The organism is Nostoc sp. UCD121 (genome assembly GCF_014222285.1).
Classification (GTDB): Bacteria; Cyanobacteriota; Cyanobacteriia; order Cyanobacteriales; family Nostocaceae; genus Nostoc.
This window is the reverse complement of sequence record NZ_JACKZS010000005.1, coordinates 12,440-33,173: the sequence shown is the minus strand read 5'-3', so window position 1 is coordinate 33,173 and position 20,734 is coordinate 12,440. Positions and strand designations below refer to the sequence as shown.

Genomic DNA, 20,734 nt, shown 5'->3' with positions numbered 1-20,734 from the left:
TTTGAATAGATTGAGATTTTCTCTAATTTAGTCTATCTTTAATAGATTTAATAAATTTATTTACTTAGGTTATTCAATAAAATGAGTGATGTTGCATTTTACAACAACTCGCCATCCAAACTTTATTATTCATTTTATCTAAACTATATTATAGTATTGTACAACAAAGCGCCATCTAGCAGAAAAATACATAATATCTGCACTTAGACATTTGACCTGTAAGGTGAATAAACGTCTTGGCTGTAAAGTGAGTTGCCAGCACGATGAATGTACTATGATGCAAATGGTATAAAATTCGCAACTTATAAAATCGAGCTATGCGGCTAGGCAGCCTGTTTACTCCTGTACCAAAATATAGCTAGACTCAATGCTATAACTTTGAAGTAATAAACTACTGACTGAAAATCAGAATATCACGGTCTTAGCCCACCGAATAATGAATTCTTGACTTTCCAGTGCTAAATTCCGGCTAACTGAAAATTACGAACTGGGGAATAGGGATAACAATCTTCCCAATCCGCAATGATTCAGCACTTATTACAAATATTAGGCAAGAAACCCCAGACGTTCTTAGCCCTGGGAGTGTCAATAATTGTTATGACGGTAAATTGTCAAGTCCTTGGCCATTGGCAGTAAACTGGATCTCTGTGCCAGGACACACAATCCATCCTTGGATGTCATAAAGCCTTGTGACAAACTCCCCCTCCTCCCTAAGAGACATCAAGCCATAAACGCGAAAAATTATTGCGTCTTGTGTGTACTCGGAGATTAAAATACCAGAAAACTAGAGACGAAGCATGAAAGTTACCCAGGAAAAACTTCCCGCCAGCCAAATTGGACTGGAAATAGAGATTACGCCGGAAATTACCAAGCAAACTTACGAACAGGTCATTAAAAACTTAGCGAGTACTGCCAATATTCCTGGGTTTCGTAAAGGCAAGGTACCTCGGCCGATACTACTACAAAGGCTGGGTACAACTCGTATCAAGGCAGCAGCGCTGGAAGAACTAATTCAAGACGGCATTGAGCAAGCAGTTAAACAAGAAGCTATCCCGGCAATCGGTCAGCCGCAATTGCGCTCCTCCTTTGAGGATTTGATTAATAATTATGAACCTGGAAAACCTCTGACGATTTCGGCCGCTGTCGATGTAGAACCAGAAGTAAATCTAGTGCAGTACACTGATTTGCTTTTCCAAGCCGAAGAAGTCAAGTACGATCCAGAACGAGTGGATAGTAGCCTTGAGAAGGAACGTCAAGAATTAGCGACATTAATTCCTGTGGAAGGACGTTCAGCCCAAATTGGTGATATTGCCGTAGTCGATTTTAAAGGCTCATTTGCCAGAGCCGAGGGTGAAGACGAAACAGCTGAACTAGAACCTATTCCGGGAGCCGAAGCAACTGATTTTCAAGTTGAGTTGCAGGAAGATAAGTTTATCCCAGGCTTTATCTCGGGAATAATAGGGATGAATCCTGAAGAAACTAGAGAAATTGCGGCTCAGTTCCCAGATCCTTATGCTAATGAGGATTTAGCTGGAAAAGCAGCAACTTTCACAGTGACGCTCAAAGAACTGAAGGAAAAGGAACTACCAGAAATAAATGACGATTTCGCCCAGGAAATCAGCGATTTTGAAACCTTAGAGGAGTTACGCGCTTCTTTGGTAGAGCGATATCAAAAAGAGGCGGATGACAAAACAAAAACAAATAAGCAGGAAGCGTTGTTAACGGAACTGCTTAAGCACGTAGAAGTTGACTTACCACTAACCTTGGTTGAGCAAGAAGTGGATGCAATGTTAACGCAAACCGCAATGCGCCTGTCTCAGCAGGGATTAGATGTGAGGAAGTTGTTTACTCAAGATATTATTCCTCAATTGCGGGAGCGATCGCGTACTGAGGCTATCGAACGCATCAAACGTTCTTTGTCCTTGCGGGAAGTCGGTAAACGTGAATCTATTGAGGTAACACCAGAAGAAATCGCAGCCAGAGTCAAAGAACTTTTGGAACAGTACCCAGAGGAAAAAGAGGTTGATGAAGATAGACTGCGCTCAATCGTGGAAAACGAACTATTAACCGAAAAAACCATCGATTGGCTCTTAGAACATTCCTCAGTTGAACTTGTACCCGAAGGCTCCTTAAGTCCCGCAGAGGAAACGGAAGCCGCAGAATCAAATGCAGATGCAGATGCTGAGATATCTCAGACAGAGGAAGAAAGCAGCGAACCTTCTACAGAAGTCACAGAAGGATAGTACAAAATCCCAAAACCATAAGTTCACCAGTCCTGAGTTAAAGTACTGGTGAAATGGGTAAGGTAAGGGAGCAGGGACAAAAATAACCAATCCTCAATTCCCACTGGGATAAAGTCAAAATAATTTAAAGAATTAATGAATTTTTGGCAAATTGTGACACATGTTATGGACTGAGCTTGATACTGTGTTACACGAGAGCAAGTTATATGAGGCATAATGGTTAACACGTAGCTATAAAAATTCCATTCGTCGAAAAGGCAGCATAAGCTGCTGAAACATTTGTCCTAAATTATCGTCACAGAAAGCCTGTATGTTTGTATCGCAGTCGGGAAACTACCCCATCAGCAACCAAAGTCGAATAAACATTAACTCCCAGTTGAACAGCCCTAGCAACATCGTGCCGATGGTGGTAGAACAGTCTGGTATGGGAGAAAGGGCTTTCGACATCTACTCCCGCCTGCTGCGAGAGCGGATTATCTTTTTGGGAACACCAATAGACGATGCCGTAGCCAACTCAATTGTGGCTCAGTTGTTATTCCTAGATGCCGAAGACTCAGAGAAAGACATTCAAATGTATGTTAATTCTCCTGGCGGCTCGGTCTACGCAGGGATGGCAATCTATGATACAATACAGCAAATTCGCCCTGATGTTGTTACCATCTGTTTTGGATTAGCCGCGAGTATGGGGGCATTTTTGTTAACAGCAGGGGCTGCCGGTAAGCGAATGTCTCTGCCTGACTCCCGGATTATGATTCACCAACCACTTGGTGGCGCTCAAGGTCAAGCTATTGACATTGAAATTCAAGCCAGAGAAATTCTTTACGTTAAGGCTAAGTTGAATCAGTTAATGGCTCATCATACTGGTCAACCCTTAGAAAGAATTGAAGCAGATACTGAGCGCGACTTTTTCATGTCGGCAGAAGAGGCGAAAAACTACGGTTTGATTGATCAGGTCATTTCCAGGCAAAATCTTCCCACAGCAGGGGAAAACGTCACCATTCTGAAATAAGAGGCTGGTATGTCTAAGTACGACTCCCATTTAAAATGTTCGTTTTGCGGCAAGTCTCAGGAGCAGGTGCGTAAATTAATCGCAGGGCCGGGAGTCTACATCTGCGATGAGTGCGTTGACTTGTGTAATGAAATACTAGACGAAGAGTTACTCGATACCAATGGTGCGGCAGCACAACCGGCACCAAGAGCAGAACCACCTCAAAAACGGCGTACTCAATCTTCTAGTATTTCGTTTAATCAAATACCCAAGCCAAGAGAGATTAAAAAGTATCTAGACGAACACGTTATTGGTCAAGACGAAGCCAAGAAAGTCCTGTCAGTAGCTGTTTACAATCACTACAAGCGGTTGGCAGTCATTCAGTCTAAAGCTAGTGGCAAAGGTGGAGCGGATGATGCTGTAGAACTGCAAAAGTCCAACATTTTGTTAATTGGCCCGACTGGTTGCGGCAAAACTCTTTTAGCGCAAACCCTAGCGAAAATCCTCGATGTACCCTTTGCCGTGGCTGATGCTACCACGCTGACGGAAGCAGGTTATGTGGGAGAAGATGTGGAAAATATCTTGCTGCGACTGTTGCAAGTCGCAGATTTGGATATAGAGGAAGCGCAACGAGGAATTATCTACATTGATGAAATTGACAAAATTGCTCGTAAGAGTGAGAACCCGTCAATTACCCGCGACGTTTCTGGCGAAGGCGTGCAGCAAGCCTTGCTAAAAATGTTAGAGGGAACGATCGCCAATGTACCACCCCAAGGAGGGCGCAAGCATCCCTATCAAGACTGTATCCAAATTGATACAAGTAATATTTTGTTCGTCTGTGGTGGTGCTTTTGTAGGCTTAGAAAAGGTTGTGGATCAGAGAGTTGGCAAAAAAGCAATAGGCTTTGTGCAACCTGGAGAAGGCCAAACGAAAGAAAAACGGGCAGCAGATACTCTCCGCCATCTAGCGCCGGACGATCTAGTAAAATTTGGCATGATTCCAGAATTTATTGGGCGCGTGCCAATGGTAGCAGTAGTAGATCCGCTAGATGAAGAAGCGCTAATGGCGATTCTCACCCAGCCACGCAGCGCCTTAGTGAAGCAGTACCAAAAACTGCTGAAGATGGATAATGTCCAGTTAGATTTTAAACCAGAAGCTTTACGAGCGATCGCTCAAGAAGCCTACCGCCGTAAAACTGGTGCAAGAGCGTTGCGGGGCATTGTCGAAGAACTTATGCTGGATGTAATGTATGAGTTACCATCCCGTAAGGATGTGACACGTTGTACAGTAACACGGGAGATGGTCGAGAAGCGATCGACTGCGGAACTGATAATCCATCCATCTTCACTACCAAAACCAGAGTCAGCCTAATAGTCATTAGTCATTAGTCATTGGTTATTAGTCAAAAACTAAAGACTAATAACCATGTAATAAGGGAAAATGACTAATGACAACTGACAAAGGACTAATGACTAATGCCTTATATTAAAGTTCGTGGCGTTGACCATTACTACGAATGGGTGAAAAAACCATCTGGTTCTTTGGCAAAACCAGTGATGGTTTTTATGCACGGTTGGGCTGGTTCGGCTAGATATTGGCAAAATACCGCGAATGCTTTATCGGAGCAATTTGATTGTTTACTCTACGATATGCGGGGATTTGGCCGCTCTGGTGGGAAGCCAACCATTGCCGAAGCAAGTGAAGCTGTTGCTGAGTCTGAGTCCCCGAATGAAGAATCAGAGGCAATCAGAGAGTTAACTTATGAATTAGAAGAATACGCTGATGATTTGGCAGCCTTGTTAGATGGGCTGCATCTTCAGCGTGTCTATATCAATGCTCACTCGATGGGCGCGTCTGTTGCTACTTTATTTTTTAACCGCTACCCCCAACGAGTGGAACGAGGAATTTTAACCTGTAGCGGCATTTTTGAGTACGACGAAAAATCTTTTAGTGCCTTTCATAAATTCGGCGGCTATGTGGTGAAATTCCGTCCCAAGTGGTTAAGCAAAATTCCATTTGTTGACCGGATGTTTATGGCGAGATTTTTATATAGTTCGATACCACATTCTGAGCGTCAAGCTTTTTTAGAAGATTTTCTCGAAGCAGATTACGATGCAGCTTTAGGGACAATTTTTACTTCTGTTAGTAAGGCTCAATCTGAAGTGATGCCGCTTGAGTTTGCCAAGCTGACAGTGCCGACTCTGCTTGTGGCGGGAGAGTATGACAAAATTATCCCAGCCGAGATGGGGCGTAAAGCAGCTGCACTGAATGACAAAGTTAAGTTTGTGATGATGCCCAACACAGCACATTTCCCAATGTTGGAAGATGCTCCAACTTATATGCAAGTGGTGCAAGAGTTTTTGCAAATTAATATTCCACAGCCACAAGTTAAATAACTTCTGGCAGCTTTTTACACAGTTAAATGAACCTGTGTGATGCCTTGGCGCATTTTATATTGTCGTTTTAACCAAGACTTTTTAATTATTTTACGGAGTAAGGGAGGAAGTTGACTCAACAGCGATCGCAACAGTGCATTTTTTCGCAGTAGTTCGCCTTGTTTAGCTTCCTGTAACTGGAGTTGTTGGGCGCGGATAATTTCTGGCTCACGTTCTGCTTGGATGTGCGAGAGTGCTATGTCAATGTCCTGGTGTTCGGCTTCTTTGTGCAACAACGGCACAAGATGATTAGCAGCGACAATCACATCACGGAATGCTAAATTAATTCCTTGGGCACGAACAGGAGACATTGGGTGTGCAGCGTCACCCAGAAGTAATACCCCTGGTGCATGCCATTGTGGACAATAACCAACCACAACAGAAAGCCGAATGGGGGATTCAATGGTGTCTGCATGATTACGGAAATGCTCTGCTAGCCATGAGGGTGATAGTGAAGCAAAAGTCTCTGCCCAGTTAGCTTGCTTGAAGTCAGTGTTTTCGGTTGCGGACATCACCCAAGCTAGATGCAGTTTTCCTGATTCTGCTCCATGAAAGATGGTAAATACGCGATCGCCATTTACAATAGTACGAAATACATTGTCGGCTGCAAACTCAGGGCTGGCGGCAAGCTTAAACCAAAGAATATCAATATTTTTGGGCTGGCGTACCAATTCCAATCCTATACGTTGCCGTACAAGAGAGTTTCTACCATCTGCCCCAATCACTAGGTCAGCAGTTAGTTCTCTTCCATTGCTCAATACTACACCTGCGACACGTTGATTACTCCAACGTAAATCTTTGACTGGAACACCCTGGATAAATTCAAACCCATCATTGGTTTGAGCTTGCGAAATCAGTGCATTAAGTAGCGGTGGTTGTGAAACCAGTGTACAGGGTCGGCTTGCTCCCATTGGTTCATCAACTCGAAACAACTGCTTGTCTCCCAGAATGAATTCCCATGCGTCGAGTTGTCGATGCGGAATATGCTCCAACAACGCGGATAAGCCCATTTGCTCTAGCGCATCTAACCCACTTGGCATTAATCCTTCGCCGCGAAAAACACGATGAAAGTCTTTTGCTGCTTCAATTAAGGTTACAGCAATACCACGTTGTGTAAGGAGCAGGGCAAGGGTTACACCTGTTGGGCCTGCGCCTACAATCACAATCTGCACTACCTTAGCCCTCCCGCATCAGTTGCTCTCAGAGATGTTGGTCGAATTATCTTGATATTAATTATGAAATAGCGAACCCCAGAGGCGCAGTATTTCGACTTACTTCGACTACGCTCAGTACAAGTCGCTCAATAACCGGGCACAGAGGAATGAGAGTTTGAGAGATATGCTTAATACAGAATTTCACAAGTTCGTAGCGAAAAACTGCCTTCATTAAACCTTTGCGTTCCTCAGCGCTAACCTTTGCGATCCTTTGCGTTTAAATTTCAACCCTCAATTCGCCATGAATTTACGCAAAGTTATAATTAACTCAAACCCAATTCTCGTTTTAGCAAGTTAATCGAGTTAGTGCCGATATAATTTTCAACCTTAATCAGCTTTGGTGGACGAATAATATCTTCATCAGATGCTTGTACGGCTGCTTGCACTGCTGCAAAACTGGCTTGATCACTGATAATTACCTCAGCCCGTTTAACCATAGCCTGAAGTTTATAGGCATCTTTTGGTTGCGAAGTCATCACTAGTAGTTCATCTCCCCGCAGACCGTGGAGGATGACTTCTGCTGCTCGTGCAATCCCGGAACTGAGGCTTACTATGCCTACACAGTTTTCTTTTGGTAAGGTTTTTAAGAGGCTGAGTTCTTTGCTGTAGTCGTAGATATCTAAAGGAATTACCCGTGCAGCTTTAGGAGCTGCGATCGCTTCCACGTTACTGATAAAATACCGACTTGTGACTACTGTTGCAGAGGTAGTTTTATCTAACACTGCTGTTAATTCTTCCATTGCTACTAACTGCACTGGTATTTTTAGCGATCGCTCTAGTTCATAGACCATCAATTCACCAGCACCCATGTCATAGGATGGAACTGCAACCAGTACTCGCGCACTACAACGCAAGCGCCAGTCGATTTCTGCTAAAAATAGCTCTCTGGCTTGATTGAGTGTACATCCTTGGGTGAGTAGATCATCAAGTGCTTTCTGGACAACTTGATATGCGTCAGGATTTTGTTTGAGAATTGGTGATTGTAGCCGACTACCGCCCTCATGACCTTGGGGACGAACATAAATTCCCGAACCAGCCATACTTTCAACAAATCCGTCTTCTTCTAGTTGACGGTAAACTTTGCTAATGGTATTGCGGTGTAATCCCGTTTGCATTGCCAGCGCCCTTGTGCTTGGCAATTTGTAAGCAGGGGGATATTGCCGAGAAGCGATCGCAAAGCGGATTTGATTAAACAGCTGGGTTGATGCGGGAATTTCGCTGTCTGGCTGAATACGGAATTGAATCACCACCAAACCTCCTGAATACTAAGTGCTGAGTGATAAATGCTGAGTTTTGGGTATTAAGTGTTACTTCTATACATAGCACTCCTTTAGTGACGAGCTGTATTTGCTACATATCAAAATATTTGATTTACAAATAAAATTTTTCTGGTAGAAATTTTTAATGCGCTCACTATGGTATCTGGTAATTCTATTGGAAATAACCTCGGCATACTGGCATAGTTATATCAAACAAACACACCGTTAATCACATAACACTGGTAAAAATTATTATGGCAGAGCAAGCAATAATTACCACAACGGTTAATCTTTTGCAAGATAATATTCAAGTGTCAGCATATCTGGCAGAACCAAAAGAACCTGGATCTTACCCAGGAATCGTTGTATTACAAGAGATTTTTGGTGTCAACGTTCACATTCGGGATGTTACAGAACGGATTGCCAAACTTGGGTATGTAGCGATCGCACCTGCACTTTTTCAACGCACTGCTCCTAGTTTTGAAACCGGATACACGCCTGAAGATATTGAAACAGGCAGAGGTTACGCTATGCAAACTCAAGCATCAGAGTTGTTAAGCGATATTCAATTAGCAATTGACTACCTCAAAAATCTTCCTCAAGTCAAAAAAGATAGTTTTGGCTGTATTGGCTTTTGCTTTGGCGGTCATGTCGCATATCTTGCAGCCACTTTACCAGATATTAAAGCTACAGCTTCCTTTTACGGTGCTGGAATTACCACCCGTACGCCAGGAGGTGGCGCTCCCACTGTTACCCGCACCAGAGAGATTCCAGGTACTGTCTATGCCTTCTTTGGTACAGAAGATGCTAGCATTCCACCCGAACAAGTAGATGAGATTGGAGCAGAGTTAGAAAAATATAAAATTCCTCATCGTGTGTTTCGCTACGATGGAGCTGATCACGGATTTTTCTGTGACCTTCGTGCCAGTTATAATCCTAAAGCTGCTGCTGATGCTTGGGAGCAAGCCAAACAACTCTTTAGTCAACTGAACTAGTCATTAGTCATTAGTCATTAGTGAATAATAAACGACAACTGACGAATGACAAATGACAAGTGACTAATGACAATCAAAACTCCAGTTGCACCATCTCAAATAACAATTAATCTTCAAAAGTCATGAATTCCGAATCGAAACTTTCTCAAACAGCCAATTCGTCATTTACGATGGACGATTTTGCCAAAGCGCTAGAAAAACACGACTACCAGTTTCAAAAGGGACAGGTTGTACATGGCAAAGTGTTCCAACTTGACCATGATGGGGCTTATGTCGATATTGGTGGCAAGTCGTCAGCTTTTCTACCACGCGATGAGGCTTCTTTGAGAGCAGTTACCGATTTATCGGAAGTGCTGCCATTGCAAGAGGATATGCAGTTTTTGATTATCCGAGATCAGGATGCAGAAGGTCAAGTCACTCTTTCTCGCAAGCAGTTGGAAATTCAGCACATCTGGGAACGATTGGCGGAAATGCAGGAAAATGCTCAGACTGTGCAAGTACGGGTTATGGGTGTAAATAAAGGTGGTGTCACCGTCGATATTCTTTCTTTACGGGGGTTTATTCCGCGATCGCACCTGGCAGAGCGTGATAACTTAGAAGCACTCAAAGGTCAAAATCTGACTGTGGGCTTTTTGGAAATCAATAAAAACACCAACAAACTCATCCTTTCCCAGCGTTTAGCAACTCGTTCTAGCAACTTCAGCTTATTAGAACTAGGTCAACTAGTGGAAGGTAAGGTTACTGGTATCAAGCCTTTTGGTGTGTTTGTTGATTTAAATGGTATGGGGGCTTTGCTTCATATCAAGCAGGTAAGCCAAAAATTCATTGATTCTCTAGAAAAGGTATTTAAAGTTGGTCAGCCAATTAAGGCTGTAATTATTGACTTGGATGAAGGTAAAGGGCGGGTTGCTCTTTCTACCAGAGTTTTGGAAAACTTCCCTGGTGAAGTGCTAGAGAATATGGATGAGGTGATGGCTTCGGCTGAAGCGCGTGCTAATAGGGCTAATAACAAAGCTGCTGAATAGTTTTGAGGTGGGCTGCTTGCACAAAGCGTTTAAATCATCATCTAAAACAATTTTGAATTTTGAATTTTGAATTGTTAATAATCCCCCTGTATCTACAAAGATATAGGGGGAAGTTTTATATTTTTTGACTTTTGACTTTTGACTTTTGACTTTTGACTTTTGATTTCCCCAACGGGGCTGCCAGGTATCGGATATTTGAAATGTTGATTAACTCGTAGAAAACAAGTCTGTTACAAATATTTTTAAAAGTCTGAAGTACTTAAATCTTAAACTTCGCAAGTCTCAACGAGAGAAAAGATATCCCACAAATACACATATTCCCTCCAAATTGGGAGGTGTCCCTCTGCTGCTGAAGTGTTAAAAACTACATCAGAGTCATCTACAAAGTTTCCTTCCACTCTCCATCCTACGCGATCAGCAAATTTTTGCACGACTTGTTCTTTGTAATATTCACTGTTAGCCTTCCCACCAACACTCAGATAAATTTTCTTCTGAACGCTAAAACCAAAGCGCCCACCACTATATTTTACCCAAAGTTGGTCAATGGTACGTAAATCAGTACAGGGAAAATTTTTGATGTATTCGCTATCAAGCCAGCGTTCCTTTTCGCTGCTAGATGCCTTGAGCATGACAGCGAAAGTTTCTTCATCCGCTTCTTTCCACTTGCCTGCTGCTAGCAAATCTCGCAATTGCGTGTAGTTTACTCCCTTCTCAGAACTGAGGTCATCGGCTTGAATTACTTGCTGTAGCTTTGGTTTTCGCTCTGGCGGTTTTCCAGTAATACCCCAAATTAAGTTCTCCATAGCCTCAGTATCTGTCCGAAAGTCAACCCAGGTATTACCCCTAAGAAAAATTGGGAGTTTAGGCTGGTGTGGTGTATTCCCAAGCAAAACGGGAATTACGGGACAGTTTCTTTCTACAAATTCGTTTAAAAAAGCTCTCATCTCTTGACTTTGCCAAGGGCCAAGTCCACTGCTTACCTACAAAAACTGCTGCTGATTTAATATTTTCTATTTGTTCTTCTAGTAAAACCTGCCATCCTAAACCAGGACGAAGTTCCCATTTATCTAGCCAAGGTTTAATTCCTTGTCTTGTTAATTCATGAGCAATTTCTATAACTTCAGGTTTGTCTTTGCTATTGTGGCAAAGGAAGACATCAAACTGATTTTCGTCACTCATCTATAAGTCTCCTCACATCCACTTCTCTATATCGGCAATAATTGCTAACACATTATACTTACTGCTTTAAATCCTTCTTCAACGATTCTAACTCACCCAAATACTGCGAGGTTTTGTCTAAAAAATAACTCTAATGTAGGTTGGGTTGAGGAATGAAACACAACATTTTAACGGCTTTGTTTGGTCTCACTCCGTTCAACCCAAACTACAAATCTTCTTAACATAATTACTTAAGTTACGTCGAATTTAATAAGCAAAATGACATTTGACTTACTCAAAAGAAGCTTTTACTTTCTCAAACCCCAGTTTGCTTTCTCATTTTGGTATTTTCCGCAAGCAAAAGCAGCTTTTACTTTCTCAAACCCCAGTTTGCTTTCTCATTTTGGTGTTTTCCGCAAGCAAAAGCAGCTTTTACTTTCTCAAACCCCGGTTTACTTTCTCAAACCCCGGTTTACTTTCTCAAACCCCAGTTTGCTTTCTCAAGCCCCAGTTTGCTTGCTCATTTCAGTGTTTTCCGCAAGCAAAATGAGCATATTGCTTTTTCAACCTGCTTGATTGCTGACTCATTGCAGTAATTCACGCATTCGTGACTAATTTTATTAACCTATCCCCTGCATCTACAAAGATGTGGGGGATCATTTTTAGAGTATTAAGATAAATAAGGTGTGACCAATTGGCTTAGTTGGCGTGAGGATATCTTGAGCATATATCGAGCATTTTGACAACTATAAACGCTGCAACTATTCAATCTAGGTATTTATATGTTTCTAGTAACTGGAGCAACGGGAGGAATTGGTCGCAGAGTTGTGCGACTGCTACGGCAACGAGAACAGTCTGTGCGGGCATTTGTTCGCCTTACCTCGCGCTACAGCGAGTTAGAACACCGGGGTGCAGAAATCTTTATCGGTGATTTGCTGCGGGAAAAAGATATTCAAAAAGCTACTCAGGGTGTCAAGTATGTTATCAGCGCCCACGGTTCTGATAGCGATGCCTTATCCTTAGATTACCGTGCCAATATTGAACTGATTGACCAAGCAAAAGCCAATGGCGTAGAGCATTTTGTCTTCATTTCGGTATTGGGAGCCGATCGCGGATATGAAGACGCGCCTGTGTTCAAAGCTAAACGAGCCGTAGAGCAATATTTGGTAGCTAGTGGCTTAAATTACACAATTTTACGCCCATCTGGATTAGCATCTAACTTGCTGCCACTGGTAGAACGATTTCGGGAAACGGGATTGTATCTGCTGATTGGCGATCGCAAAAACCGTAGCTCAATTGTCAGTACCGATGATTTGGCAAGGATAATAGTCGATTCTGTGACAGTTGCAGGCGCTCGTAACCAGATTTTACCAGTGGGAGGCCCAGAAATTTTATTACGAGAAGATATTCCCCGGATTTTTGGTCGGATTTTCGCCAAAGAGCCAGTAATAATTAATTCACCACTATTTTTTATTGATGGATTACAAGGTGCATTGGGTTTATTTAATCCCCAAGTCCAAAAAGCTTTGGGAACTTATCGCACATTGCTAGCAAATGAATTTTTCTGTACAAAAGATGAAATCGCCAATTTAGAAGCGATTTTTAACTTCCAATTGGAGACATTAGAAACCTTTTTGCGGCGCTATCTAACAGTTTGAATTAACCGTCATTAGTCATCGGTCATTAGTGAATCACCAAGAACAAATGACAAAGGACAAATGACTAATGACAAATAAAAAAGGATAAAAATATATGGTAAATGCTGCTCAAGCACGTCAGACAAAAGAGCGATTCGCCCAACCAGAGGAACAACTCACTTATGAGTTGGGGAAGGCAGTACAGGAATTGCCACCCCTGTACACGAGATTATTAGCGGGAACGATGAGCGCCATTGTATTTGGAGCGATCGCTTGGGCGTACTTCTCGCAAATAGATGAAGTAGCAACAGCGCCAGGGGAATTAATTGCTTCCACACAGGTTAGGCCAGTGACATCCTTGGGTGGGGGGTCAATTGTCGGTGTGAAAGTCAAAGAAGGCGATCGCGTCACCAAAGGTCAAATTCTGATTCAAAAAGACCCGGACTTGCAAATAACTGATGTTTCCCGCCTAGCCAAATCAACTAGATTGATTCAAGACGATTTACAACGTTTGGATGCAGAACGTCTTGGAGGCAAAACAACTGGGACAAAACTACAAGATGAACTTTTAACTTCCCGTCTGCAAGACTACCAAGCGCGTCAAGCAGGAGCAGAAGCAGAAGCAAATCGCCAAATAGCACTCATCAATCAAGCCAAAGTCCGCTTGACTCGATTGCAAGACAACTTAGCTAATGCCAAAAGCAGCTTTGCTAATGCCCAAACCAACCTTGCCAACGCAGACAGCATCCGAATTAAAATTGAAAGTAATTTGGCACTTGCACAAGAAAGGGAAAAAAGCTTACGCACCCTAATTACTCCTGGTGCTGTACCTCGTGTCGATTACTTGGATGCTCAAGAAAGATTGACTCGTGCAAAGACAGAAATTACCAGATCGCAAGATGAAGTGACTAACGCCCAGAATAGAATAACAGAGGCTCAAGATAAAGTCACATCATTAGAAAAAGATATTGCTGCTCAAACCCAAGAAATTCGCCAAGCAGAACAAGCTTACAACTCTGCCCGCAGCCAGTCCCAGCGTGTAGCATCAGAACGCCAAAGTGAAATTTTAACGCAGTTCAACAAGCGTAAAGAAGAACTGACAACTGTTCAAGGTCAATTAGAGCAGGCGAGGAAGCAGCAAGCTTTAGAAACGATTGAGGCTCCCGTTGCAGGTACGATTTACAGAGTCAAAGCCACCAAGGGACCAGTCCAATCTGGTGAAGAATTGCTGTCAATTTTGCCAGAAGGCGAAGAAATGCTTCTAGAGGTGAAAGTTCTTAACCGCGATATTGGGTTTATTCGTCAAGGAATGAAGGCAAAAGTGAAAATGGCGACTTTCCCCTTCCAGGAATTTGGGATTGTGGAGGGCGAAGTTATGCAAGTCAGTCCAAATGCAATTATTGATAAAGAATTGGGCTTAGTTTTTCCTACAAGAATTAAGCTAAATAAACATTCAGTTAATGTGCGTGGTCAAGAAGTAGAATTTACACCAGGTATGTCTGCTACAGGTGAAATTGTCACTCGTAAAAAGTCAATTCTGACATTTATTACTGAGCCTGTGACGCGGCGCTTTAATGAGGCATTTTCTGTTAGGTAGGTTTGTAGCCTCTCTTGTTCTTGTAGCTATTTCAAAAGCGATGCCTACGTATCCCATAAACCACACCTAAAACGTAAGGGTTTAGCAATGCTAAACCCCTAAATTCATTCGTAATAGACAAGTGGTTTGGTTGATTTTTCTAACCGAATAGTATTTGACTGAACTACAAATCGCTATAATTTCTAACCGATGCCTAAGAATTTTTTATACTGCTCCATTTGTTTTTGCATTCCCTCTAGTAGTTTCCAAAAATCAAGATTATTCTCATCTTTCTGATCATCATTGCTATTTATATTGATACTGCCCAGAACTTTATCAAAATTTTGGAATTGTGACCATAATTCTGAATTGCTTAATCCATTATTACCTTCGGCTGGCGTGAGATATTTTGCTGCTTCTGTAATAGTCTGATCAATTTGAGAACCGACATCGGAATTATTTAAACTAGAAATTTTCTCTGGTGTGAGATATTTTGCTGTTTCTGTAATAGTCTGCCCAATTAGAGAACCGACATCGGAATTATTTAAACTAGAAATTTTCTCTGGTGTGAGATATTTTGCTGTTTCTTTAATAGTCTGCCCAATTAGAGAAGCGACATCGGAATTATTTAAACTAGAAATTTTCTCTGGTGTGAGATATTTTGCTGTTTCTTTAATAGTCTGCCCAATTAGAGAAGCGACATCGGAATTATTTAAACTAGAAATTTTCTCTGGTGTGAGATATTTTGCTGTTTGTGCGCCGATATGTAGCAGGTTGTCGCCAGACATCACTTGCTTTGCTAGAGAACTAACATTAGAAATATTTAAACTAGAGGTTGTACTTTCTGAACTATTTGCTGCTGTGTCTGCGTAGCCTGTCGTAGAGATCACTTGCTTTGCCAAAGAACTAACATTAGAAATATTTAAACTAGAGTTTGTACTTTGGGTGCTGTTTTCTGATGTTTCTGCCACAATCTGACGTACTTGGGCATCAGTCAGGCTGGGGTTAGCACTAAGCATCAGGGCAACTACACCAGCAACATGGGGAGTAGCCATAGATGTTCCGCTATAAGTGGCATACTGATTATTCGGAAGTGATGAATAAACCTTGACTCCTGGGGCTGTGACATAAGAGATTTGATTTGTTCCAGAGCGGTTAGAGAAATCGGCCATATTATTATTTCTGTCTACTGCCCCAACAGCAATTCCCGACTTGGAGGCATAGCGGGCGGGATAGTCTGGTTCTGATTCACCATCATTACCTGCTGCCATCACGACAATCACTCCTTTGCTACTGGCATAGTTAATGGCTGACTCCAGAGTCCGATTGGAAGATGTGCCTCCTAAACTGAGGTTAATCACATTAGCTCCATTATCCACAGCGTAGCGAATACCCTTAGATATCGAGCTATAAGAACCAGAGCCAGACTCATTCAAAACTTTGACAGGCATAATCTTGGCATTGTATGCAATACCAGTGACACCATAGTTATTATTTTCTCCTGCGATCGTGCCGGAAACATGAGTACCGTGACCGTTGTCATCTAGGGTGTTGTTGTTTTTATCAGCAAAGTTCCACCCGTAATTATCATCAATATAGCCATTGCTATCATCATCTATACCGTTACCTGCAATTTCCTTGGTATTTGTCCAGATATTATTTTTTAAATCCTCGTGGTTATAGTCAACCCCAGTATCTATAACAGCGACAACAACGCCTTTACCTGTATATCCCTGTGCCCAAACTTCTGGTGCTTTAACAAGGTCTGCTCCCCAATTATTACCACCAAGATCGGGAACATCAGCAAAGGTATTCTGATTAGTAGCTTTAGCTACTGCTGCTGCTGCATTAATCAAGCCATAGCCATTAGTAGAGTTATAACTTTGCGTCGTAAAAGTATTAGTCGTAGCGTTACTGCTATTTTTGTAGTTACTATTATTTAGTAACTGCACATGAGAATTGGCTGAGTTGTAGCTACTACGTCCGTTTAAGTTAAAGCTGGTGTCATTCTTAGTATTAAATGTATCTAATGAAGAGATTGAAGTAAAATTTAAGCTTTTATTAGTAGAAAATAAATTGTTATTAGTATTATCATTGAGCATAATTGTTTTTTCTCAAAAATAGAAATGCTTTTTAACAGCTAAAATCCTTAGAACTTTTGTTGAACAAAAGTTCTAAGTTGTAGATAAGCCGTATTGTTAATAAATACTATGAAATTTAATAATAAAATGCTAATTTTATTACCAAAAAAATATGATGATAATCATGCTTTTTGTGAACAGCTATTTAGAATAAGCTTAATTATAAAATAAGCGGCAGACTGAGTGGCGTTTGCTGCTCATTCTGCCGCTTATAGAAATGGATTTTATCTTTGATAAACTACACTTAAGGGATGATTCTATCCCAAGCTATTTGCTGCTGTCGTTGTGACAATCTGACGCACTTGGGCATCAGTTAAACCTTTCTTAGCACTGAGCATCAAAGCTATTACCCCAGCAACATTAGGAGTTGCCATAGAAGTGCCATCTTTGACACCATAATTATTACCTGGAAGTGTCGAGTAAATATCGACTCCTGGAGCTGTAACGTATGTAAGTGGAGTTGTTCCAGCGCGGTTGGAGAAGTCAGCCAGTACGCCATTATAAGAAACTGCTCCAACCGCAAGTCCCCACTGGGTAGCATAGCGAGCAGGATAGTCTGGTTCTGATTTACCATCATTACCTGCTGCCATGACGGTAATTGCTCCTTTGCTGGCAGCATATTGAATAGCTGACTGTATCTCACTACTTGCAGAACCACCTAAGCTGAGGTTAATGACATTAGCTCCGTTATTGACTGCATAACGAATACCATTTGCGATCGCACTATTAGTACCTTGACCATCGCTATTCATAACTTTCACTGGCATAATCTTGGCATTATAGGCAATACCAGTGACACCAAAGTTATTTTTCACCCCAGCAATAGTGCCAGCAACATGAGTACCATGACCGTTGTCGTCTAATGGATTGTTGTTGTTGCTGACGAAGTTCCAGCCGTTGACATCATCAATGTAACCATTGCCATCATCATCTTTGCCGTTGCCAGCGATTTCCTTGGTATTCTTCCAGATATTAGCGCTCAAATCTGAGTGATTGTAATCTACTCCACTATCTATCACAGCGACGATCACACCCTGACCTGTGTATCCCTTAGCCCAGACTTCCGGTGCTTTCACTAAGTCAGCTCCCCAATTATCACCACCCAAGTCAGCCACATCAGCAAAGGTACTCTGACCTAAAGCTTTCGCTACTGCGGCGGCGGCATTAATTAAGCCATAACCTGTAGTTGAGTTAAACCCGCCACCATTAATTGGAGTAAAAGTAATTGCTTGTGTATGGTAAACCGAGTTGTTACTTTCATTGCTTTCGGCAACATCTCCCAATCCATCGGCTTTGAACATCAAATAGTATTTACCTGCTGCAATGGTGGTGTCAATAGTCCAAGATATGGACTTTGAAAATATAGCAGAGGGTGTCAGGCTTGGGATAGCAACACTATCGTAGCCTATCGATATATCATCATCATTGCCTAAAATTGTGTCTCTGGAAAGAGAATAAGCTGTTTTGCTGCTACCAGCATTGCCATTACCTTGATTTTTGATCTTGTAGGTAAATTCAAGTGTAGTACCAATGGCGGCGCTCGTTGGAACTGAAGTATCTACTATTACTAAGTCTGGTGCAGTAATTGTAATTGCTTTGGCAACAACGTTGTTATTTTCATTGCTTTCCTTCAATGATCCAAAACCATCGGCTTGGTATAGGAGATAGTAACTACCGGGAGTAATAGTGCTGGAAAGGTATAGGGATGCAGACTCGGAAATTACAGCAGAGGGAGCAATGTCAGAGATACCGATAATATCCGAACCGACCGAAATGTCCTCACTACTGAGGCTGGTATCTTTAGAAAGATAAAAGCGTGTCGTGTTAACACCAGCTTTACCATTACCTTGATTTTTCACCTGATAGCTTAGTTGGATTGTTGTACCAATGTTGGCGCTAGCAGGAGCCGAAGGATTTTGTATTAATAGGTCTGGTGCAGCAACCGTAATTGCTTTGGCTGTGACATTGTTGTTTTCATTACTTTCAAAAATCTCGCCATTGCCATCAGCTTGTAATAGCAGGTAGTAATTTCCAAAAGTAATATTACTACTGAGTATTAAAGAGTAAGACTCTGAACTATATTTACTAGCGCCCAATCCAGAGTATAAGTAGCTTCGGGAATAGCTTAAGTATGTGTCATCGCTGCTCAACGTCGCATCTTTAGACAGATAAAACTTAGTGGTACTAGAACCAGCACTGGCAGTACCTTGATTAGCTAGTTGATAATTGACTGTGATTAAGCTACCAGGGTCAACAAGACTAGGAGCCGAAATATTTTGTATTACCAGGTCTGGTTTAGGGCCATTAATAGCGATCGCTTTGCTGACAATATTATTAGTTTCGTTACTTTCACCAACATTGCCATTAGCATCGGCTTTATACAACAGATAATAGTTACCTGCGGCGATCGCATTGTTGATGATCAGCGATGCTGTCTCTGAGCTAGTAGCACCTGCGGCAATGGCGTTAACGGCATCTGAGCCGAGCAACACATCATCATTACTAAAAGCATTATCCTTGGATATATAAAACTTGGTGGTAGTTGCAGCAGCACCACCAACACCTTGGTTTTTGACCTGATAGCTCAATTGAATGGTGCCACCAACGGCTGTTGTAGCGGGAGCTACAGCGTTTTGTATTATTAAATCTGCTTGGGTAATGGCGATCGCTTTGCTAGCAAAGTTATTGGTTTCATTGCTCTCAACTGCATTTCCTGCACCATCAGCTTGATAGAGCAAGTAATAGTTACCTGTAGCGATCGCATTGTTAACGATTAGCGATGCTGTTTCTGAACTTGTAGCGCCTGCGGCAACGGTGTTAACGCCATCTGAGCCTAACAATACATCGTCATTACTAAAAGCATTATCCTTGGATATATAAAACTTGGTGGTAGTTGCAACAGCCCCACCAACACCCTGATTTTTCACCTGATAGCTTAGTTGAATGGTGCTACCAACTGATGCTGTACTAGGGGCTGAGGTATTTTGAACTATCAGGTCTGATTTTTGAGTTGGAGTAATGGAGATTACTCCGGCAATACCGTTGTTAGTTTCATTGCTTTCAGCAACATTCCCATCACCATCGGCTATGTATGCTAAGTAATAATTCCCGGCAGTGATGTTACTGCCAAAACTGAGTGTGGTTGACTCAGAACTATAACTACCCGCAGCAATGCCGCTAACGTAGTCATAGCCCAAGTACACATCTTCATTTCCGATATTTAAATCTTGGGAGAGATAAAACTTGGTGTTACTAGCAACAGCACTAGCATTGCCTTGGTTTTTGATTTGATAGTTTAGTTGAATGCTACTTCCAGCCGCTGCCGAACTGGGATTTGAGGTATTTTGTACTATCAGGTCTGGTTTAGTAATATTAATTACGTCAGCAACAGCGTTGTTGTTTTCGTTGCTTTCGGCAACATAGTTATAGCCATCGGCTTGATACACCAAATAATAGCTACCTGCGGCGACGCTATTGCCGATGGTGAGTGTGGTTGACTCTGACCGATAGTAACCAGATAGGATGTTATCAACATAGTCATCGCCTAAAAATATATCTTCACTCCCTAAAGAGAGATCCAGAGACAAATAAAACTTGGTATAGCTATAACCAGCACTGGCATTGCCTTGGTTTTCAATTTCATAGCTCAGTTGAATGCTACTGCCAGCTGCGGCAGAACTGGGAGTTGAAACGGTACGTGCTATCAGGTCTGGCTGAATAGCAGCGATCGCTTGATTTCCGTTGCTTAGACTACTCTTCTTGGCATAATTTTTTTTACCTCCGAAAGGGTCGATTTCCGTAGAAATATAACTACTGTGATCGCTGGCTCTAAAACTATTTACACTACTCAGACTGAAGCTAGAGTCATTATTCTGATTATCAAAAACATGAGATTTATTTGATGATATAAGGGTGGCTTTTATACCAGAATTTTCATTAATAGAATTACAGTTTTTGGTAAAAAACATTAGTAGTTTCACCTCGTATATTCAAGTGAATTCGCACCAAAAAAAGTACTCAAATCCTTGATATATAAGGGATTGAGCCGGGAGATATTTATTTG

At 41.9% G+C, this 20,734-nt stretch carries 14 protein-coding genes; 8 read left to right on the top strand and 6 right to left on the bottom strand.

All coding sequences use genetic code 11. The annotated features are described in order from the left end of the window. Positions 1-797: 797 nt before the first annotated feature. The 4 genes from tig (at position 798) to GNF10_RS02025 (ending at position 5,627) form a co-directional block, all read left to right on the top strand. The gene (tig, locus tag GNF10_RS02040; RefSeq protein ID WP_185584033.1) at positions 798-2,243 is read left to right on the top strand and encodes a trigger factor; all 1,446 of its coding nucleotides are present in this window, start codon (positions 798-800) and stop codon (positions 2,241-2,243) included. Between the two features lie 310 nt (positions 2,244-2,553). Continuing rightward, complete coding sequence (gene clpP, locus GNF10_RS02035; RefSeq protein WP_185584035.1) at positions 2,554-3,252, top strand: ATP-dependent Clp endopeptidase proteolytic subunit ClpP; 699 nt, start codon at positions 2,554-2,556, stop codon at positions 3,250-3,252. Positions 3,253-3,261: 9 nt separating this feature from the next. Next, entirely contained in the window at positions 3,262-4,602 is a 1,341-nt protein-coding gene (gene clpX, locus GNF10_RS02030; RefSeq protein WP_185584036.1) for an ATP-dependent protease ATP-binding subunit ClpX, read from the top strand. 104 nt (positions 4,603-4,706) lie between these two features. Continuing rightward, entirely contained in the window at positions 4,707-5,627 is a 921-nt protein-coding gene (locus GNF10_RS02025) for an alpha/beta fold hydrolase (RefSeq protein ID WP_185584038.1), read from the top strand. Positions 5,628-5,641: 14 nt separating this feature from the next. On the opposite strand, the gene GNF10_RS02020 is transcribed toward GNF10_RS02025, so the two are convergent. Together GNF10_RS02020 and GNF10_RS02015 are read right to left on the bottom strand one after the other, a co-directional pair. Then, positions 5,642-6,838, bottom strand: a complete 1,197-nt coding sequence (locus GNF10_RS02020) for an FAD-dependent monooxygenase (protein WP_185584040.1) — start codon at positions 6,836-6,838, stop codon at positions 5,642-5,644. 305 nt (positions 6,839-7,143) lie between these two features. Next, positions 7,144-8,127: a GntR family transcriptional regulator gene (locus tag GNF10_RS02015; RefSeq protein ID WP_185584042.1), complete on the bottom strand. Its 984-nt coding sequence runs from the start codon at positions 8,125-8,127 to the stop codon at positions 7,144-7,146. Between the two features lie 266 nt (positions 8,128-8,393). On the opposite strand from GNF10_RS02015, the gene GNF10_RS02010 reads away from it, so the two are divergent. Both GNF10_RS02010 and GNF10_RS02005 read left to right on the top strand, forming a co-directional pair. After that, positions 8,394-9,134 (top strand): dienelactone hydrolase family protein, encoded by a 741-nt coding sequence (locus tag GNF10_RS02010; RefSeq protein WP_185584044.1) that lies wholly within the window; start codon positions 8,394-8,396, stop codon positions 9,132-9,134. 122 nt (positions 9,135-9,256) lie between these two features. Beyond that, complete coding sequence (locus GNF10_RS02005; protein WP_185584045.1) at positions 9,257-10,159, top strand: S1 RNA-binding domain-containing protein; 903 nt, start codon at positions 9,257-9,259, stop codon at positions 10,157-10,159. 266 nt (positions 10,160-10,425) lie between these two features. Here GNF10_RS02005 and GNF10_RS38280 read toward each other — a convergent pair whose 3' ends face one another. Both GNF10_RS38280 and GNF10_RS38275 read right to left on the bottom strand, forming a co-directional pair. Continuing rightward, positions 10,426-10,962, bottom strand: coding sequence for a GUN4 domain-containing protein (locus GNF10_RS38280; protein WP_260445954.1), 537 nt, complete (start codon positions 10,960-10,962; stop codon positions 10,426-10,428). A gap of 58 nt (positions 10,963-11,020) precedes the next feature. Next, positions 11,021-11,338, bottom strand: a complete 318-nt coding sequence (locus GNF10_RS38275; protein ID WP_260445953.1) for a toll/interleukin-1 receptor domain-containing protein — start codon at positions 11,336-11,338, stop codon at positions 11,021-11,023. A gap of 761 nt (positions 11,339-12,099) precedes the next feature. Here GNF10_RS38275 and GNF10_RS01995 point away from each other — a divergent pair. Together GNF10_RS01995 and GNF10_RS01990 are read left to right on the top strand one after the other, a co-directional pair. Next, positions 12,100-12,975 carry an SDR family oxidoreductase gene (locus tag GNF10_RS01995; RefSeq protein ID WP_185584047.1) on the top strand — a complete coding sequence of 292 codons (876 nt, stop codon included), beginning with the start codon at positions 12,100-12,102 and terminating at the stop codon, positions 12,973-12,975. Between the two features lie 94 nt (positions 12,976-13,069). After that, complete coding sequence (locus GNF10_RS01990; protein WP_185584049.1) at positions 13,070-14,551, top strand: HlyD family efflux transporter periplasmic adaptor subunit; 1,482 nt, start codon at positions 13,070-13,072, stop codon at positions 14,549-14,551. 182 nt (positions 14,552-14,733) lie between these two features. On the opposite strand, the gene GNF10_RS01985 is transcribed toward GNF10_RS01990, so the two are convergent. Next, positions 14,734-16,632, bottom strand: coding sequence for a S8 family peptidase (locus GNF10_RS01985; protein ID WP_185607105.1), 1,899 nt, complete (start codon positions 16,630-16,632; stop codon positions 14,734-14,736). A 296-nt stretch (positions 16,633-16,928) separates the two neighbouring features. Further along, positions 16,929-20,639 (bottom strand): CARDB domain-containing protein, encoded by a 3,711-nt coding sequence (locus GNF10_RS01980; protein WP_260445955.1) that lies wholly within the window; start codon positions 20,637-20,639, stop codon positions 16,929-16,931. Positions 20,640-20,734: the final 95 nt, after the last annotated feature.

Bases quoted from the DNA above. Each gene is read 5' to 3' on its own strand.
- tig (WP_185584033.1), top strand. From the start codon at position 798: ATGAAAGTTACCCAGGAAAAACTTCCCGCCAGCCAAATTGGACTGGAA.
- clpP (WP_185584035.1), top strand. From the start codon at position 2,554: ATGTTTGTATCGCAGTCGGGAAACTACCCCATCAGCAACCAAAGTCGA.
- clpX (WP_185584036.1), top strand. From the start codon at position 3,262: ATGTCTAAGTACGACTCCCATTTAAAATGTTCGTTTTGCGGCAAGTCT.
- GNF10_RS02025 (WP_185584038.1), top strand. From the start codon at position 4,707: ATGCCTTATATTAAAGTTCGTGGCGTTGACCATTACTACGAATGGGTG.
- GNF10_RS02010 (WP_185584044.1), top strand. From the start codon at position 8,394: ATGGCAGAGCAAGCAATAATTACCACAACGGTTAATCTTTTGCAAGAT.
- GNF10_RS02005 (WP_185584045.1), top strand. From the start codon at position 9,257: ATGAATTCCGAATCGAAACTTTCTCAAACAGCCAATTCGTCATTTACG.
- GNF10_RS38280 (WP_260445954.1), bottom strand. From the start codon at position 10,962: ATGGAGAACTTAATTTGGGGTATTACTGGAAAACCGCCAGAGCGAAAA.
- GNF10_RS38275 (WP_260445953.1), bottom strand. From the start codon at position 11,338: ATGAGTGACGAAAATCAGTTTGATGTCTTCCTTTGCCACAATAGCAAA.
- GNF10_RS01995 (WP_185584047.1), top strand. From the start codon at position 12,100: ATGTTTCTAGTAACTGGAGCAACGGGAGGAATTGGTCGCAGAGTTGTG.
- GNF10_RS01990 (WP_185584049.1), top strand. From the start codon at position 13,070: ATGGTAAATGCTGCTCAAGCACGTCAGACAAAAGAGCGATTCGCCCAA.
- GNF10_RS01985 (WP_185607105.1), bottom strand. From the start codon at position 16,632: ATGCTCAATGATAATACTAATAACAATTTATTTTCTACTAATAAAAGC.
- GNF10_RS01980 (WP_260445955.1), bottom strand. From the start codon at position 20,639: ATGTTTTTTACCAAAAACTGTAATTCTATTAATGAAAATTCTGGTATA.